This is a genomic window from Pseudomonas sp. AC112 (assembly GCF_979253545.1).
Genome location: NZ_CEEDCM010000001.1, coordinates 3,381,578 through 3,397,166, shown reverse-complemented (window position 1 = coordinate 3,397,166; position 15,589 = coordinate 3,381,578). Strand labels below are relative to the sequence as shown.

The window sequence follows — 15,589 nt, the reverse complement described above, 5'->3', positions numbered from 1 at the left end:
AACCGGAAGGAAAGCCTTTTTTAGATGGATTGATGCCTGTTTTCAATCTGTTACCGGTGTTCACTGACGTTGATTTATCGCTCCTTGATCCAACGTCTGACTTCAGCCGCTGCGTTTGCAGCGGCTTTTTTTTGCCCAGAATAAAACGGGGCGCCATCAGCGCCCCGTAGGATTCAAGCTTTTTCAGGCAACGATCACAGGCTGTACTTCTGCAAATTGGCCATCATCTCCTTCAACGCCTCGATGTTGTCCTTGGGGTGAGCCGCACCGTCGAAATCGCAAATCTGCTGCCAGTGTGCCGCCACATCTTCTGGCGAGAAGCCGGCCTCCGGGTCAAAGCCCACGCCCAGGCTGCGCTCCCAGCGGGTCTTGCCGATCCAGCCGCCGCCCACTTCAAACAGCCCCGAGGTTTCCTGGCAGGCGTCGCTGCCCAGGTACACCACCAATGGGCTGACCAGCTCTGGCTTGAGGCGCTCGAACACTTGCGGCGGGATCAGGCCTTCGGTCATGCGCGTGCCGCCTGTTGGCGCGATGGCGTTGACCAGGATGTTGTTCTTGCGCCCTTCCAGCGCGAGGGTGCGGGTGAGGCCGTACAGGCCAAGCTTGGCCATGCCGTAGTTGGACTGGCCGAAGTTGCCGTAGATGCCCGAGGTCGACGCGGTAAAGATCACCCGGCCGTAGCCTTGCTCGCGCAGATGGGGCCAGGCGGCGCGGGTGACTTTGTAGGCGCCTTCAACATGCACCCGGTAAACCAGGTCCCAGTCGCTGTCTTCCATTTTGTGGAAGGTCTTGTCGCGCAGGATGCCGGCGTTATTGACCACCACATCGATTCGGCCGAAGGCATCGAGGGCGTTCTGCACGATCTTGTCACCGTCGGTGACAGAGTCATGGTTGGCCTCGGCGATACCGCCCGCTTCACGGATCTCGGCTACCACCCGGTCGGCGGCCGAGGCGTTGGCGCCTTCGCCCTGGGTGGAGCCCCCCAGATCGTTGACCAGTACTTTGGCGCCATGCTTAGCGAACAACAGCGCATGGGCCCGGCCCAATCCGCCGCCGGCACCGGTGACGATCACGACCTTATCCTGGAACTGCACTGACTCACTCATACCGAACTCCAATGGCGACAATGGGAATAGGTCGAGTGTCAGGCACGGGGGCCAGGGTCACAATAACCACGATTGAGCCTGAATAGTGCTCGATAAGGCAGAGGGATGATCATGGGGGAGCTGCCTTGCCGGCGATGCAGCGCCTCGGTCTTTGCGTTGAGGCGCAGCGATGCTATCGCAGGCAAGCCAGCTCCAAGACCGGGCCAGCAAGACGCTCGCGAAACGCCAGGTAGTGCTTGAGCACCTGCACCGGCGCCTCGATCTGCGGGTAGTGGCCGATATTGGCCAGCAACACCGTGTCGGCGTGGGGCACCAACTCGTGATAACGCTCGACCATGTGGGCGCCGGAAATCGGGTCGAGCTCGCCATCGATCACCCGCAGCGGCACCTCACCCTGCTGCATCGCGTACACCCATCGCTCACGCAGGCCCCGACGCTGGGGGATATAGGCGATGAGCTTGTGCAGGATGCGCGTGCCTTCGTGGCAGTCGATCAAGCTCCAGAAATCATCCAGGGCGCTTTCGCTGGGGCGAGTCGTGGGGCCGAAAATCTGATTGAAGCTGTTCGCCAGGGCGTTGCGCCCGAATGCGCGGCCGATCATCCAGCCCAGTGGGCTGAGCAAGAGTTTTTGCACCAGGGCCGGGCGATGGGTTTCGGGGAACAGCCCACCGTTGAGAAACACACAGCTGGCCATGTTGAAGCGACCTTCATAGTGCCGGGCCAGCAGTTCCTGGGCGACGCTGTCGCCGTAGTCATGAGCCAGCACATGCACCGGCTGCTCCACGCGCAGGTGCTCCAGCAGCGCCTGTTGCAGATCCGCCTGTTCCAGCAGGCAGTAACCATGGTCCAGGGGTTTGGCCGAATCGCCAAAGCCGAGCATGTCGCAGGCGATCACCAGGTTGCGCTGGGCCAGGGGCTGCCACAGGTAATGCCAGTCCCAGCTGGCCGTGGGGAAGCCATGGATCAACAGCAACGGTTCACCCTGCCCCGCCACCCAGTAGCAGATGGTGCGGCCGTTGACGTCGAACGTCTGGCTGCGTTTGCGCCAGACACTCAGCGGGATCTCGGCGAGTGGCATCAGCTTCTATACCCAGGGTCTTGAGTGTCCAATGTGCGCAGCAACGCCGGCCAGGCCAGCGCGCCCCCCATACCTTGTGCGCTCTTTGTGACAGCCGCCACCATCGCCTTGGCACCGGCGAGAATCTGCGGCCCGATGGCGATCAATTCGGCACCGCCGTTTTGCGCCAGCACCTGGATATCGCAGGCACGCTGGAAGGTAAACATCATCAAGAAGGTGTCGGCGATGGTGCTGCCACAGGTCAGCAGCCCGTGGTTGTGCAGCATCAGGAAGTTGTTTTCACCCAGGTCGGCCTGCAGGCGGGCCTTCTCTTCGTGGTTCAGCGCCACGCCTTCGTAGGCGTGATAGGCCAGGCTCGACAGTACGAATATCGATTGCTGGCTGATCGGCAACACGCCTTGCTTCTGCGCCGCCACCGCAACACCGGCGGCGGTGTGGGTATGCAGCACGCAGGTCACGTCGTGACGCACTTCGTGGATGGCGCTGTGGATGGTGTAGCCCGCAGGGTTGATCTCGTAGGGGCTGTCCATCAGTTTGTTGCCGGCCTGGTCGACCTTGACCAGGCTCGACGCAGTGATCTCATGGAACATCAGCCCATACGGGTTGATCAGGAAGTCATCAGTGCCCGGCACCTTGGCCGAGATATGGGTGAAGATCAGGTCATCCCAACCGTGCATCGCCACCAGGCGATAGCAGGCTGCCAGGTCGACGCGGGTTTGCCATTCGGCGGCGCTGACCTGATCTTTGACATTCTGTGGCGATAGAACGGTAGCTAGGCTCACGGCAATGACCTCCTTGGCGCACTTTGTTATTGTTTTTTTGAGTGAAGGGCCAGTCTAGTCAGACCGCGAGGCCGCCGGAGTTGCCTTGGCAGCCAGCTTGATGACCGTACGAGTCAGCGTTGAGAATAGTTGAAATCCACACAATCGGCGTCAGAGAAGTGCCGCCAATAAAGGCGCTGCGAACAGGTTGAGCAAGCCGGTCAGGACCATCACCAAACCGGCGACCGAGCCTTCTTCGCCACCCACCTCATGGGCGCGACTCACGCCTGCACCGTGGGCACCCACGCCGAACAGCGCGCCGCGTGCAAGGGGGGTGCGCAGTGGCAGCCACTTGAGCAGCACTCCGCCGAGCATGGCGCCGAACACACCGGTGAACATCACGAACACGGCGGTCAATTCGGGCACGCCGCCAAGGTCGGAAGACACCGGCATGGCGAACGGTGTGGTGATGGAGCGCGGCACCAGGGACATGGTCACAGAGCTGTCCAGGGCCAGCGCCCTGGCCAAGCCGAACGAGGTGGCGATGGACGCCGCACTGCCCGCGACCATCCCCAGCAACAACGCCGACCAGTGCCGCGCCAGCAAGCGGCGCTGCTGCCAGATCGGCACGGCAAACGCCACGGTCACCGGGCCCAGCACCAGCATCAGCCAGTGGGTGTCGGCGGAATACTCGGCGTAAGCGGTGTTCATCGGCACAGCCACCGCCAGCAACAGCATCGGCACGAGGATCAACGGCGACAACAGGTAACGCCCGGTGCGGCGATAGATCCAGCGGCTAAAGATGTAGGCGCCCAGAGTGAGAGCGAGCCAGAACACCGGCATCAGCTCAAGCTTCATGGCGCAACCTCCAGCGGCACACCAGTTCCACGGTGAACGCCGTGACCAGCATCACCGCCAGGGTGCTCAGGCCAATGACCAGCAGGATCCGCCAGCCGTCGTTGCGTAGCAGGCCGCCATAGTCCAGCAGGCTCATCAGCGCAGGGATAAAAAACAGCAGCATCTCGGCCATCAACACACCGGCTCCCAATTGCAGGGCTGCCGGTTTGACCAGGCCACTGGCGAAGGTTGCCAGCAGCAAGCCCAAGCCCACTACTCCGCCCGGCACCGGCCATGCCAGCCATGTCGCCAGTTGGCAGCCGAGCAGGTAAATGGCCAACAGCACGACCAGTTCAATCATCAGACGGGTGAAACGTTTCATGGGCTTTGGGTCCTCGCAGGCCTTCATTTTAATGAGGCCTGCCCTATCCCCACAGCGAATTGTTAGACTGCCAGCTATTCCAAACTGGAATTCAAGCCATGGAATTCAAGCAACTGCGCAGTTTTGTCGAAGTCATCCACCGGGGCGGCTTCACCCAAGCCGGGAAAACCCTGCATATCAGCCAGTCCGCCGTCAGCAAGCAAGTGGCCCAGCTGGAACAAAGCCTCGGCACGCCACTGCTGGAGCGTACGGGATCGCAAATACGCCTGACCGCCACTGGCGAGGTGGTGCTGCAGCGAGCCGAAGCCATGCTGCGCCTGCAAAGCGAGTTGCTCAGTGAGCTGGATGATATGCAGCAACTGACCCGTGGCGAGTTGCGCCTGGGCTTGCCGCTGTTGGCGGGCGATACATTGTTCGCCGGGCTGTTTGCCGAATACCGCAGGCGCTACCCGAAGGTCACTATCCAGTTGCTGGAAGGCGGCAGCCGCACCATTGAACACGCGATTCTCAATGGGGAGCTGGATGTGGGCGGCTGCCTGATGTCCAGTGACCCGGCATTCGCCCGGCAGGCCTTCTGCGATGAACCACTCGACGCCCTGCTGCCGATGGATCACCCCCTGGCGCACAACGCACAGGTGCGCCTGGAAGAACTGGCGGACACGCCGTTCCTGATGTACCAACGCAGCTTTGTGCTCAATGACCGGTTGATCCAGGCCTGCCAGCAGGTGGGCTTTACCCCGAGGGAGATCGGCCGCAGTGGCCAGGCTGACTTTCTCGCCGCGCTGGTTGCGGCCGGCCAGGGCGTAGTGTTGCTGCCCAGCGTGGTCGCCCGTGGGCTGGTGCGACCGGGTGTGGTGCGCCTCACTTTGAAGGCGCCCGATTACCTGCGCTGGGACATTGCATTTACCTGGCGTGAGGGCGCCTATCTGTCGAAAGCCGCCCAGGCCTGGCTGGCGTTATTGCGCGAGTTTCCGGTCAGCCGCGCAGTGCAGTGACCAGCTCGGCCAACCACGGTTCGGCGTCGGCTTCAGGGGTGACGCTTTCGCTGGCGTCCAGGCGCAGCATCGGCAGCACTTCGCGCACGCCCAGCTCGGCAAACAGCTCGCGCATTTGCTCGCCACCGCCGCAGAAGGTGTCGCCATAGCTGGCGTCGCCCAGGCCAATCACCGCACCCGGCAGGCCACGCCAGGCGGCGGGCAGTTGGTCGCGAATGCTGGAGTACAGCGGTTGCAGGTTGTCGGGGAGTTCGCCCATGCCGGTGGTGGAGGTCACTGCCAGAAATGCATCCGGCGCAAACGCCTGTACATCCGCCAGGCTGGCGCGAGCGTTGTGCCAGGCCTCGAAACCGGCGGCATTGAGAATCTCGGCAGCGTGGCGAGCGACTTCTTCAGCAGTGCCGTAGACCGAGCCGGAAAGGATGGCGACTTTCATCAATCTGATCCTGTAGTTGAGCGAAAGCGTGGGATATTAGCAGCTCGACCGTCCCCTACAAAAAAACGTCACGCCCGATGGAAACATTGCCACGGTGACTTAGACTTGCGGCACCTCAAATGGATGGATCCCCCTGCATGATTAACGCCCAATTGATGCAAATGGTCATCGACGCCTCGAATGACGGCATCGTTATCGCTGAACGGGAAGGCAAGGACCTGCCACTGATCTACGTCAATCCGGCCTTCGAGCGCCTCACCGGCTACACCCGCGACGAAATTCTCTACCAGGATTGCCGTTTCCTGCAGGCCGGTGACCGCGACCAACCCGCCCTGATCGCCATTCGCGAAGCCCTCAGCGCCGGCGCCAGCTGCCGCGAAACCTTGCGCAACTACCGCAAGGACGGCACGCATTTCTGGAATGAGCTGTCGCTGTCCACCACTTACAACCCGGCGGACAAACAGACGTACTTCGTTGGCGTGCAAAAAGATGTGACGGCTCAAGTCAAAGCCCAGCAGCGTGTGATGCAACTGGAGGCGCAAGTCGCGGAGCTCAAGGCCGAACTGGCGTCGCTCAAAGCGACGAGTGGATCTAACAAAAATTAGAAAAAATAGTCATTAAGAGGATAATGGCGTTTTAATACCTACCCGCCCCGTTGAGCAAGCCCATGCAACGCGATGCACTCCTGACGCAAGACGAGCTGGATTTCATCCAGACCATGCAGCACAACCCGCAATTGAACCTGCGTGATGCGTCGTCGAGCTTGACGGTCAACGGCGGTGCGCAGATTCGTGACCTCCTGACTCGCCTGGCTGCCCACGACCACGTCACCATCCAGGCACAGTTCGACAACCAGCAACTCACCTTCCCGCTGCACCTGGTGGAAGATGAGTTTCATGCCGTTCACCTGCGCCTGGGCGTGCCGAGCATTTTCGAAGACGGGCCGATGATCCGCCCGTGGCGACTGGCGCTCGAAACGCCGGTGGCCCTCGAAAATATCAAGGGCAACCCGGGCGCACTGTGGGTACATGAGGTGTCGTTCAAGGGTGTGCTGGTCGAGATTCGCGGCCGGATCAAGCCGCCGAAAACCTTTTCCCTATGGTTCAGCCCTTCGGGTTACGAACGCATCGCGGTGCGCGGAACCTTCGAACGGGAAACCGCACGCGGCCTGTTCGCTTATCGGCTCAGCCAGGGCGATGCGGATGAAACCGAGCGCCTGCGCCAGTTTATCCTGCACCAACACCGCCTGGCCCACCCTGAAGTGCACGCCTGAAATCAGGTGTCCAGGCCGCCGCTCAAGAATTGGTGCAAGCGGCGCTGCATCAGCCGCCCCTCATTGCCCAGGCAACCGACTGACGAACCGGCGAGGCTGTCCTGCGCCAAATCCGCAGCATCACCCGCCAGCAGCAAGGGGCAATCGAGGGTCAGCGCCAGCCGCTTGAGCCGCAACGGCAGCTCACTGCCGGGGGCACGATTGGAAAACAGCACCAAGGCTTGCGGTTGGGTCTTCTCGCAGACCAGTGTCAGTTCATCAAAGGGCTGGCCCACACCCAGGAGCTTGACGGCGAGTTTTTCACCCGTCAGCAGCAGGCCCGCGACCAACAGCTCCAGCTCGCGACATTCTCCGGCAATGGCTGCCAACAGAACCCGTGGCAGCGGCGTGGCGGCGATCACCTGCAGCCGTTGCGCGGTGCGCGAGCGCAGGAAGTTATCGAAAAACAACCACTCGCTGGCCTGGCCGAAGCGCCCTTGATGACGCAACAACGCTTGCCAGAGCGGCATGAGAATGTCTTGAAAGACCACGGCAAGCGGATAGGCAGAAAAAATCTGGCCGTACAGCCGGTCCAGTTGGCGGTCATCGAAGGCGCTGATTGCACTGCGCAATTGCCCGTGCCACTGAGCCCACTCCAGGCCGTCTCCAGGAGCCGCGCCGGTTTCGCCGAGCGGCTCGCCGCGCGCGAGGATCTTGCCGACTTTGCTCACTGCAACGCCGCGTTCGATCCAGTCGAGAATACGGTGCACCGTGTCGATATCGGTGCGCGAATACAACCGGTGCCCGCTTTCGGTGCGGATAGGCTGGATGAGACCGTAGCGCCGCTCCCAGGCACGCAAGGTGACCGGGTTGACGCCCGTCAGCCGAGCGACTTCGCGAATCGGCAAAAGGTCATCGGAAACAGCAACGCGGTCAGGGGTCGTTTCGCGCTGCAGAGCAATAGTTTCGGGCATCAGAGGTCAAGAACATCCGTGTCGATTTGGATCCTATTTAACGCTTATTCGGTCGAACGATTCAAGCCGCGTGGCGAACCGACAGAAGTGTCTGGCGTATTTCAATAAAACAGGAATAATCCTTGCCTGCTTTTTCAAGGCGCAGCCGCATCACCCCGCGGCTGCACCTGGTGCCGTACCTACCCGGTCACGTGCCCCCTTTATTTGGAGATACACAATGTCTACCTCTCCCGTCACCTTGATGGTTGCGCGCCGCGTGGCCAAAGGGCGCTACGAAGAACTGATGGCCTGGCTGCGCGAAGGCGAGCAATTGGCCACGGACTTTCCCGGCTACCTGGGTTCAGGCGTCCTGGCACCGCCGCCCAATGATGATGAATTCCAGATCATTTTCCGCTTCGCCGATGAGAAGACCCTGCATGCCTGGGAGTTTTCCGCCTCCCGCAGCGCGTGGCTGAGTCGTGGCAGCGATCTGTTTGCCGACCCGTCGGAGCACCGCGTACGTGGCATCGATGGCTGGTTCGGCGCGGTGGGCGCACGTCCGCCACGCTGGAAACAGGCGGTGGCGATCTGGTTGGCGTTTTTCCCAGTGTCGCTGCTGTTCAACTTTGTCCTGAACCCACTGCTCAGCGAACTGGAGCTGGCGCCGCGCGTGCTGGTCAGCACCCTGGCGCTCACGCCTTTGATGGTTTACTGGTTCATCCCACTGTCGACCCACCTGTTGGCAAACTGGCTGCATCCAGCTCCGGCACCACGCAAGGCCACCGAAGCCGCAGCGTGAATACAGGGGCGGCCGCTCGCTGGTATAGTTTCAATCTGCCAGCGACGCGAGCCTCCCATGACTGCAACAAACGCCCCGATCCTGATCACCGGCGCCGGCCAGCGTGTCGGCCTGCATTGCGCCATGCGCCTGCTGGACGACGGTCACCCGGTGATCTTCAGCTACCGCAGCGAACGCCCCGGCGTGCAGGCCCTGCGCGAGCGCGGTGCGATCGGTGTGTTTGCCGACTTCTCCAGCGAGGCCGGGATTCTCGCGTTTATTGCCGAGCTGAACACCCATGCGCAAAGCCTGCGCGCGATCATCCACAATGCCTCCGCCTGGATTGCGGAAACGTCCGACGAGCACAGCCACGCTTTTACCGACATGTTCAGCGTGCACATGCTTGCGCCGTACTTGATCAACCTGCATTGTTCACCTTTGCTGCAACGCTCTTCACCCGCCGACATCGTGCACATCAGCGATGACGTGGTGCGCAAGGGCAGCCGCCAGCACATCGCCTATTGCGCCACCAAAGCCGGGCTCGACAGCCTCACGTTGTCGTTTGCCGCGCAGTTCGCGCCGCTGATCAAGGTCAACGGCATCGCCCCGGCGATGGTGATGTTCAACGACGCTGACGACGCAGCCTACCGCGCCAAGGTGCTGGCCAAGTCGGCACTGGGCATCGAGCCCGGGCCCGAGGTGATCTACCAGAGTGTGCGTTACCTGCTGGATAACCCTTATGTCACCGGTACCACCCTGACCGTCAACGGCGGGCGGCATATCAAGTAAGCCGTTTGTGAGGATGTTGTATGACCTTATCCCTGCCCCACCACTACCGCGAGATCCTCAAGGGCTTGGGCGAAGACCCCGAGCGCGAAGGCTTGCTCGATACGCCCAAGCGCGCCGCCAAGGCCATGCAATACCTGTGTCATGGCTACGAGCAGAACCTGGAAGAGATCGTCAACGGCGCATTGTTTGCCTCTGACAACGACGAGATGGTGATCCTCAAGGACATCGAGTTGTACTCGCTGTGCGAACACCACTTGCTGCCCTTTATCGGCAAGGCCCACGTGGCCTATATTCCGACCGGCAAGGTACTGGGCCTGTCGAAGCTGGCGCGCATTGTCGACATGTTCGCCCGCCGCCTGCAGATCCAGGAAAACCTCACGCGGCAGATCGCCGACGCCATCCAGGACGTGACCCAGGCGGCTGGCGTGGCAGTCGTCATCGAAGCCAAGCACATGTGCATGATGATGCGCGGCGTGGAAAAACAGAATTCAACCATGAACACCTCGGTGATGCTCGGCGCGTTCCGCGAGTCGAACACCACGCGCATGGAGTTCCTGCAACTGATCGGACGGAGCAAGTAGCAATGCCACAACTTCAACCAGGCATGGCGCGTATCCGGGTCAAGGACCTGTGCCTGCGCACCTACATCGGCATCAACGAGGACGAGATCCTCAACAAGCAGGATGTGCTGATCAACCTGACCATCCTGTATGCCGCCCAGGACGCCGTGCGCGACAATGACATTGACCATGCGCTGAACTACCGCACCATCACCAAGGCGATCATCGCCCACGTCGAGGGCAACCGCTTTGCCCTGCTGGAGCGCCTGACCCAGGAACTGCTGGACCTGGTAATGAGCAATGAGTCGGTGCTGTACGCCGAGGTCGAAGTGGACAAGCCCCATGCGCTGCGCTTTGCCGAATCGGTTTCGATTACCCTGGCGGCCAGCCGCTAACCCCTGAATTGTCAGTGAGCCCTATGAACGACCAACAACGCCTCGAACTTGAAGCCGCCGCCTTTCGCCGGCTGGTGGCCCACCTGGACAGCCGCAAGGATGTGCAGAACATCGACCTGATGAACCTCTCGGGTTTCTGCCGCAACTGCTTGTCCAAGTGGTACAAGGCCGAGGCCGACGAGCGCCAGATCGAGCTGAGCCTCGATGACGCCCGTGAAGTGGTGTACGGCATGCCGTACGCCGAGTGGAAAGCCCAATACCAGAAAGAAGCCAGCGCCGACCAACAGGCCGCGTTCGCCAAAGGAAAAACCCATGACTGATTTGAACACCCTGCGCGCCAGCCTCAACAGCGGCGAACATGTTTTTGCCGATACGCTGGCGTTTGTGGCTGCAGGTTATGAGTACCAGCCCCAAGCCTTCACCAATGGCGACGTGGAAAACGCGGCCGGGCAGAACGAGGGTTCGTGCAAGACCCTGGGCCTGGCGCTGTTGGAAGGCCTGAGCGACCAGGAAGCACTGCTGGCGTTTGGTGAGCATTACCGTTCGGTGGTGGCGACGCCTGAGGGCAGTGACCATGGCAACATCCGTGCGTTGATTGCCCATGGGTTGGCCGGTGTGAAATTCACCGCACAGCCCCTGACCCGCCGCTGATTTAACTTGTAAACCCGGTCACTGTGGGAGCCGGGCTTGCCCGCGATAGCGGTGGTAACTGACACACCGCTATCGCAGGCAAGCCAGCTCCCACAGGGGTTGGGTTAACACTTCATGACCTGGGTGTTAGTTAAATTGCGGACATAAAAAAACCGGCCTCGCAGCCGGTTTTTTTATTTCAACGGGTTCAGAACGAAGCGTTCTGCAGGCCGTCGAGGTAACGCTCGGCATCCAGTGCCGCCATGCAACCGGCGCCGGCCGAAGTGATGGCCTGGCGGTAGACGTGGTCAGCCACGTCACCGGCAGCGAAGATACCTTCGATGTTGGTGGCAGTGGCGTTGCCTTCACGGCCGCCCTGCACCACCAGGTAACCATCTTTGGCTTCCAGCACGCCTTCGAACAGCGAAGTGTTCGGCGTGTGGCCGATGGCGATGAACACGCCATCGACTTTCAGCTCGTCGAAGCTGCCGTCGTTGTTTTTCAGGCGCGCACCGGTCACGCCCATGTTGTCGCCCAGGACCTCGTCCAGGGTGGCGTTGAGCTTGAGGATGATCTTGCCCTCAGCGACACGGGCGTGCAGCTTGTCGATCAGGATCTTCTCGGCGCGGAAGGTCTCGCGACGGTGGACCAGGGTCACGGTGCTGGCGATGTTGGCCAGGTACAGGGCCTCTTCCACGGCAGTGTTGCCACCACCGACCACGGCAACCGGCTTGTTGCGGTAGAAGAAACCGTCGCAGGTCGCGCAGGCCGAAACGCCTTTGCCCATGAACGCCTCTTCCGATGGCAGGCCGAGGTAGCGGGCGCTGGCGCCGGTGGCGATGATCAGCGCGTCACAGGTGTACACGCCGCTGTCGCCGGTCAGGCTGTAAGGCTTCTTGGAGAAGTCAACCTGGTTGATGTGGTCAAACACGATTTCGGTTTCGAAACGTTCGGCGTGTTCTTTCATGCGTTCCATCAACACCGGGCCGGTCAGGCCGTGGACGTCGCCCGGCCAGTTGTCGACTTCCGTGGTGGTAGTCAACTGACCGCCCGCCTGCATGCCGGTGATCAGCAGCGGCTTGAGGTTGGCCCGGGCAGCGTAGACGGCAGCGCTGTAACCGGCAGGGCCGGAACCGAGAATAATCACTCGCGAATGACGGGTATCAGACATGACTCACTCCTATCGACCGCCCGGACTACAAGGCGGCTGGAATAAAAAAGGGACTACGAAGCACTTGGGGAAGGCTTGAACTCGCAGGCCCTGAAAAATAATGGGTGCAGCGTATCGAGGGGGGCAAGATTAAGGAAATACGGAATAACAATCCAGCTCATAGGTGGTCTCTATGCAGTCGGTCCAGTTGATCGACGCGTTTGTTACCGTTGATGTCGCCGCTTTCGTCTCCGATACAAAGTCGGTAAGGTCGGCGCGTTCGCCCCTCTGCTCGGAGTTCTCCATGCCCGCCCCCGCTCTTTCTGGCCCGCAATACCTGCGTGAAGGCCTCAAACTGGTGCTGAGCCCCGGCCTGCGCCTGTTCGTGCTGCTGCCGCTGGCGATCAACCTGGTGCTGTTCGTCGGCTTGATCTATTTCGCCGGCCATCAGTTCAGCCTGTGGGTCGATCATTTGATGCCGACGCTGCCGAGCTGGCTGAGCTTTCTGAATTACCTGCTGTGGCCACTGTTTGTGGTGCTGGTGGTGCTGATGGTGTTTTTCACCTTCACCATGCTAGCCAATATTATCGCGGCGCCCTTCAACGGTTTTCTTTCAGAGAAAGTCGAGGTGGTGGTGCGAGGCACCGATGACTTCCCGGCCTTCAGTTGGGGCGAGTTGATCGCCATGGTCCCCCGCACCCTGGCGCGAGAAATGCGCAAGCTCGGCTACTTCCTGCCCCGGGCCATCGGCCTGTTTATCCTGTCGTTCATTCCGGTGGTCAACCTGATCGCTGCGCCGCTGTGGCTGTTGTTTGGCGTGTGGATGATGGCGATCCAGTACATCGACTACCCGGCGGACAACCACAAGCTTGGCTGGAACGAGATGCTCGCCTGGCTCCGGCAGAAGCGCTGGCAGAGCATGAGTTTTGGCGGGATCGTTTACCTGGTGTTGCTGGTACCCGTGGTCAACCTGCTGATGATGCCAGCGGCGGTGGCCGGGGCCACGTTGTTCTGGGTGCGCGAGCAAGGTGCCGAGGCGATGGCACAGCAGCAAAAGATAACCCAGTCATAAATCCATCATCTCGATGACACAATGACGACATGGCCTACGGTGACACTGTGGGTCATGACGACAGCTTCGCTTCACATCACCCTCATTACCGAAACCTTCCCGCCAGAGATCAACGGGGTGGCCAATACCCTTGGTCGCCTGTGCGAGGGTTTGCGCGCTCGCGGCCATCAAGTCGAGTTGGTGCGCCCGCGCCAGGGCGTTGACCAGAGCCGGCCCAGTGACGATGCACTGCTCCTGTGTCGCGGTTGGCCGTTGCCGGGTTATCCGGGCCTGCAATGGGGGCAGTCGTCGATGCATAAATTGCTGCGGCGCTGGACGCGCCAGCGTCCGGACGTACTGTACATCGCCACGGAAGGGCCGCTGGGATTGTCGGCCCTGCGCGCCGCACGTCGCCTGGGCATCAGTGTAGTCAGCGGCTTTCACACCAACTTCCAGCAGTACTCGAACCAGTACGGCTTGAGCCTGCTGAGCCGGATGGTCACTCATTACCTGCGCTGGTTTCATAACCGCTCGACCCTGACCCTGGTGCCCAGTGCCAGCCAGCGCCTGGAATTGGAACGCCGGCACTTCGAGCGCCTGGGGATGTTGGCGCGCGGCGTGGACAGCCAGTTGTTCCATCCGGCCAAACGCGACAACGCGCTGCGGGAAAGCTGGGCATTGAACAGCGAGCAGACCGCCGTGCTGTATGTCGGCAGGTTGGCACAGGAGAAAAACCTGGGCCTGCTCAAGCGCTGCTTCGAGACCTTGCAGGACGCGTATCCACTGCGCCAGATGAAATTAATCATCGTCGGTGATGGCCCGCAACGCGCAACGATGGAAAAAGAACTGCCAGAGGCGATCTTCTGCGGCACCTTGCGTGGCGAAGAACTGGCGCGGCATTACGCTTCGGGCGATGTATTCCTATTCCCAAGCCTGACCGAAACGTTCGGCAACGTGGTGCTGGAAGCGATGGCATCCGGATTGGGCGTGGTGGCCTATGACCAAGCGGCGGCGACCCAGCATATTCGCCACGGCTACAACGGCGTGCTGGCAATGCCGGGGGATGAGAACGCGTTTTGCGAGGCCGCCAACTGGTTGCTGGAAGACGCCGAAAGCCTGCGCCGCATGCGCTTGAATGCGCGGCAACACGCGAGCCGCCAGGGTTGGCCGGCGATTATCGAGCAGTTCGAGCGCCAGCTGCGCGGGGTATGCAAGGACGGGCACCCGGTGCCCGCCCTATCGCCGCTTACACCAGGGTCGTCAACGCCTCACGACTGAACGGCAGGATGTCGCTCTCGCGGCCTTCGCGCACCTTCACGGCCCAGTCCGGGTCCACCAGCAGGGCACGGCCCACGGCTACCAGGTCGAACTCGTCGTTGTTCAGGCGCTCCAGCAACTTCTCCAGGCTCGCCGGTTGCGCGACCTTGTCGGTGTTGACCATGAACTGCAGGAACTCGCCATCCAGGCCGACGCTGCCCACGGTAATGGTCGGCTTGCCAGTGAGCTGACGGGTCCAGCCGGCCAGGTTGAGGTCGGAACCTTCGAACTCTGGCTCCCAGAAACGACGCGTGGAGCAGTGGAAAATATCCACACCGGCATCGGACAACGGCTTGAGGAACTCGCCCAGGGCCTCGGGGGTGTTCACCAGACGTGCGGTGTAATCCTGCTGTTTCCACTGGGAGAAGCGGAAGATGATCGGAAAGTCCGGACCCACCGCAGCACGCGTGGCCTGGATCAGCTCAATGGCGAAGCGCGAGCGGTTGGCCAGGCTGCCTCCGTATTCGTCGGTACGCTGGTTGCTGCCTTCCCAGAAGAACTGGTCGACCAGATAGCCATGGGCGCCGTGGATCTCAACGCCGTCCATGCCGATGCTCTGTGCATCCTTGGCGGCTTGGGCGAAGGCGTTGATCACCTCCTTGATGTCTTGCTGCGTCATGCCATGCACGACCACATTACCGTCCTTGAGCTTCTCCATCGGACCGTAGGCCGGCACGCTGGCGTCAGGCTCGGTGCCGATGCGGCGCACGCTGCCCACGTGCCACAACTGCGGGACGATCTTGCCGCCTTCGGCATGCACGGCGTCGACCACCTTTTTCCAGCCGGCCAGTGCGGCCTCACCGTAAAAGTGCGGGACATTGGGGTAGCCATTGGAGGCCTGGTGGCCGACCACCGTGCCTTCAGTGATGATCAGGCCCACGCCTGCGGCGGCGCGGCGGCGGTAGTACTCGATCACTTTGGAATTGGGCACGCCGCCAGGGGAGAACGAGCGGGTCATAGGCGCCATGACGACGCGGGTCGACAGTTGCAATGCACCGAGCTGAAAGGGTTTGAACAAAGCTTGGACGGGCATGGGAGCACTCCACGGAAGACGGGGTTTATGACGTGGATAATATGGGGAGCACAAAGCGCTGGGTAGCACTATTGATCGGGGTGATT

Annotated in this window: 20 protein-coding genes; 11 read left to right on the top strand and 9 right to left on the bottom strand. The window is 61.2% G+C overall.

Annotated features, from left to right (window positions below):
* Positions 1-194 precede the first annotated feature (194 nt).
* The 5 genes from AC0IYN_RS15670 to AC0IYN_RS15650 form a co-directional block, all read right to left on the bottom strand.
* A complete protein-coding gene (locus tag AC0IYN_RS15670) occupies positions 195-1,106 on the bottom strand; it encodes an SDR family oxidoreductase (protein ID WP_078050142.1) in 912 nt (303 codons plus the stop codon).
* Positions 1,107-1,278: 172 nt separating this feature from the next.
* Entirely contained in the window at positions 1,279-2,184 is a 906-nt protein-coding gene (locus AC0IYN_RS15665) for an alpha/beta fold hydrolase (protein WP_471842242.1), read from the bottom strand.
* Complete coding sequence (locus AC0IYN_RS15660) at positions 2,184-2,966, bottom strand: class II aldolase/adducin family protein (RefSeq protein ID WP_406598406.1); 783 nt, start codon at positions 2,964-2,966, stop codon at positions 2,184-2,186. The genes AC0IYN_RS15665 and AC0IYN_RS15660 overlap by 1 nt, the downstream gene beginning before the upstream one ends.
* Positions 2,967-3,116: 150 nt before the next feature.
* Positions 3,117-3,803 (bottom strand): LrgB family protein, encoded by a 687-nt coding sequence (locus tag AC0IYN_RS15655; protein ID WP_406598407.1) that lies wholly within the window; start codon positions 3,801-3,803, stop codon positions 3,117-3,119.
* The gene (locus AC0IYN_RS15650) at positions 3,793-4,164 is read right to left on the bottom strand and encodes a CidA/LrgA family protein (RefSeq protein WP_406598408.1); all 372 of its coding nucleotides are present in this window, start codon (positions 4,162-4,164) and stop codon (positions 3,793-3,795) included. The genes AC0IYN_RS15655 and AC0IYN_RS15650 overlap by 11 nt, the downstream gene beginning before the upstream one ends.
* Before the next feature lie 98 nt (positions 4,165-4,262).
* Between AC0IYN_RS15650 and AC0IYN_RS15645 the strand changes: the two genes are divergently transcribed.
* Positions 4,263-5,159 (top strand): LysR family transcriptional regulator, encoded by an 897-nt coding sequence (locus AC0IYN_RS15645; protein ID WP_099492597.1) that lies wholly within the window; start codon positions 4,263-4,265, stop codon positions 5,157-5,159.
* Here the strand turns inward: AC0IYN_RS15645 and AC0IYN_RS15640 are convergent.
* A complete protein-coding gene (locus tag AC0IYN_RS15640) occupies positions 5,140-5,595 on the bottom strand; it encodes a flavodoxin (protein WP_406598409.1) in 456 nt (151 codons plus the stop codon). The genes AC0IYN_RS15645 and AC0IYN_RS15640 overlap by 20 nt on opposite strands.
* Before the next feature lie 137 nt (positions 5,596-5,732).
* Between AC0IYN_RS15640 and AC0IYN_RS15635 the strand changes: the two genes are divergently transcribed.
* Together AC0IYN_RS15635 and AC0IYN_RS15630 are read left to right on the top strand one after the other, a co-directional pair.
* On the top strand, positions 5,733-6,200 hold the full coding sequence (locus AC0IYN_RS15635) for a PAS domain-containing protein (RefSeq protein WP_406598410.1): 468 nt from the start codon (positions 5,733-5,735) through the stop codon (positions 6,198-6,200).
* Positions 6,201-6,262: 62 nt separating this feature from the next.
* Positions 6,263-6,868, top strand: coding sequence for a hypothetical protein (locus AC0IYN_RS15630; RefSeq protein ID WP_406598411.1), 606 nt, complete (start codon positions 6,263-6,265; stop codon positions 6,866-6,868).
* A 2-nt stretch (positions 6,869-6,870) separates the two neighbouring features.
* Here AC0IYN_RS15630 and AC0IYN_RS15625 read toward each other — a convergent pair whose 3' ends face one another.
* Positions 6,871-7,821, bottom strand: a complete 951-nt coding sequence (locus AC0IYN_RS15625) for a MerR family transcriptional regulator (RefSeq protein ID WP_406598412.1) — start codon at positions 7,819-7,821, stop codon at positions 6,871-6,873.
* A 217-nt stretch (positions 7,822-8,038) separates the two neighbouring features.
* Here AC0IYN_RS15625 and AC0IYN_RS15620 point away from each other — a divergent pair, with 217 nt between their 5' ends.
* The 6 genes from AC0IYN_RS15620 to AC0IYN_RS15595 are packed head-to-tail and all read left to right on the top strand — an operon-like array spanning position 8,039 to position 10,973.
* The gene (locus AC0IYN_RS15620) at positions 8,039-8,599 is read left to right on the top strand and encodes an antibiotic biosynthesis monooxygenase (protein ID WP_406598413.1); all 561 of its coding nucleotides are present in this window, start codon (positions 8,039-8,041) and stop codon (positions 8,597-8,599) included.
* A gap of 57 nt (positions 8,600-8,656) precedes the next feature.
* Positions 8,657-9,367, top strand: coding sequence for a dihydromonapterin reductase (folM, locus tag AC0IYN_RS15615; RefSeq protein ID WP_406598414.1), 711 nt, complete (start codon positions 8,657-8,659; stop codon positions 9,365-9,367).
* 20 nt (positions 9,368-9,387) lie between these two features.
* Entirely contained in the window at positions 9,388-9,948 is a 561-nt protein-coding gene (folE, locus tag AC0IYN_RS15610; protein ID WP_025858052.1) for a GTP cyclohydrolase I FolE, read from the top strand.
* 2 nt (positions 9,949-9,950) lie between these two features.
* Positions 9,951-10,322 (top strand): dihydroneopterin triphosphate 2'-epimerase, encoded by a 372-nt coding sequence (gene folX, locus AC0IYN_RS15605; RefSeq protein ID WP_026140129.1) that lies wholly within the window; start codon positions 9,951-9,953, stop codon positions 10,320-10,322.
* A gap of 23 nt (positions 10,323-10,345) precedes the next feature.
* The gene (locus AC0IYN_RS15600) at positions 10,346-10,642 is read left to right on the top strand and encodes a DUF1244 domain-containing protein (protein ID WP_010206472.1); all 297 of its coding nucleotides are present in this window, start codon (positions 10,346-10,348) and stop codon (positions 10,640-10,642) included.
* Positions 10,635-10,973, top strand: coding sequence for a HopJ type III effector protein (locus tag AC0IYN_RS15595; protein WP_406598416.1), 339 nt, complete (start codon positions 10,635-10,637; stop codon positions 10,971-10,973). The genes AC0IYN_RS15600 and AC0IYN_RS15595 overlap by 8 nt, the downstream gene beginning before the upstream one ends.
* A gap of 187 nt (positions 10,974-11,160) precedes the next feature.
* On the opposite strand, the gene trxB is transcribed toward AC0IYN_RS15595, so the two are convergent.
* Positions 11,161-12,123 (bottom strand): thioredoxin-disulfide reductase, encoded by a 963-nt coding sequence (gene trxB, locus AC0IYN_RS15590; protein WP_016976180.1) that lies wholly within the window; start codon positions 12,121-12,123, stop codon positions 11,161-11,163.
* A gap of 283 nt (positions 12,124-12,406) precedes the next feature.
* On the opposite strand from trxB, the gene cysZ reads away from it, so the two are divergent.
* Together cysZ and AC0IYN_RS15580 are read left to right on the top strand one after the other, a co-directional pair.
* Positions 12,407-13,174, top strand: coding sequence for a sulfate transporter CysZ (gene cysZ, locus AC0IYN_RS15585; RefSeq protein WP_028617904.1), 768 nt, complete (start codon positions 12,407-12,409; stop codon positions 13,172-13,174).
* Between the two features lie 54 nt (positions 13,175-13,228).
* The gene (locus AC0IYN_RS15580; RefSeq protein ID WP_457238745.1) at positions 13,229-14,431 is read left to right on the top strand and encodes a glycosyltransferase family 4 protein; all 1,203 of its coding nucleotides are present in this window, start codon (positions 13,229-13,231) and stop codon (positions 14,429-14,431) included.
* On the opposite strand, the gene AC0IYN_RS15575 is transcribed toward AC0IYN_RS15580, so the two are convergent.
* The gene (locus tag AC0IYN_RS15575; protein WP_406598418.1) at positions 14,400-15,503 is read right to left on the bottom strand and encodes an NADH:flavin oxidoreductase; all 1,104 of its coding nucleotides are present in this window, start codon (positions 15,501-15,503) and stop codon (positions 14,400-14,402) included. The two genes, AC0IYN_RS15580 and AC0IYN_RS15575, sit on opposite strands and share 32 nt — an antisense overlap.
* Between the last annotated feature and the right edge of the window lie 86 nt (positions 15,504-15,589).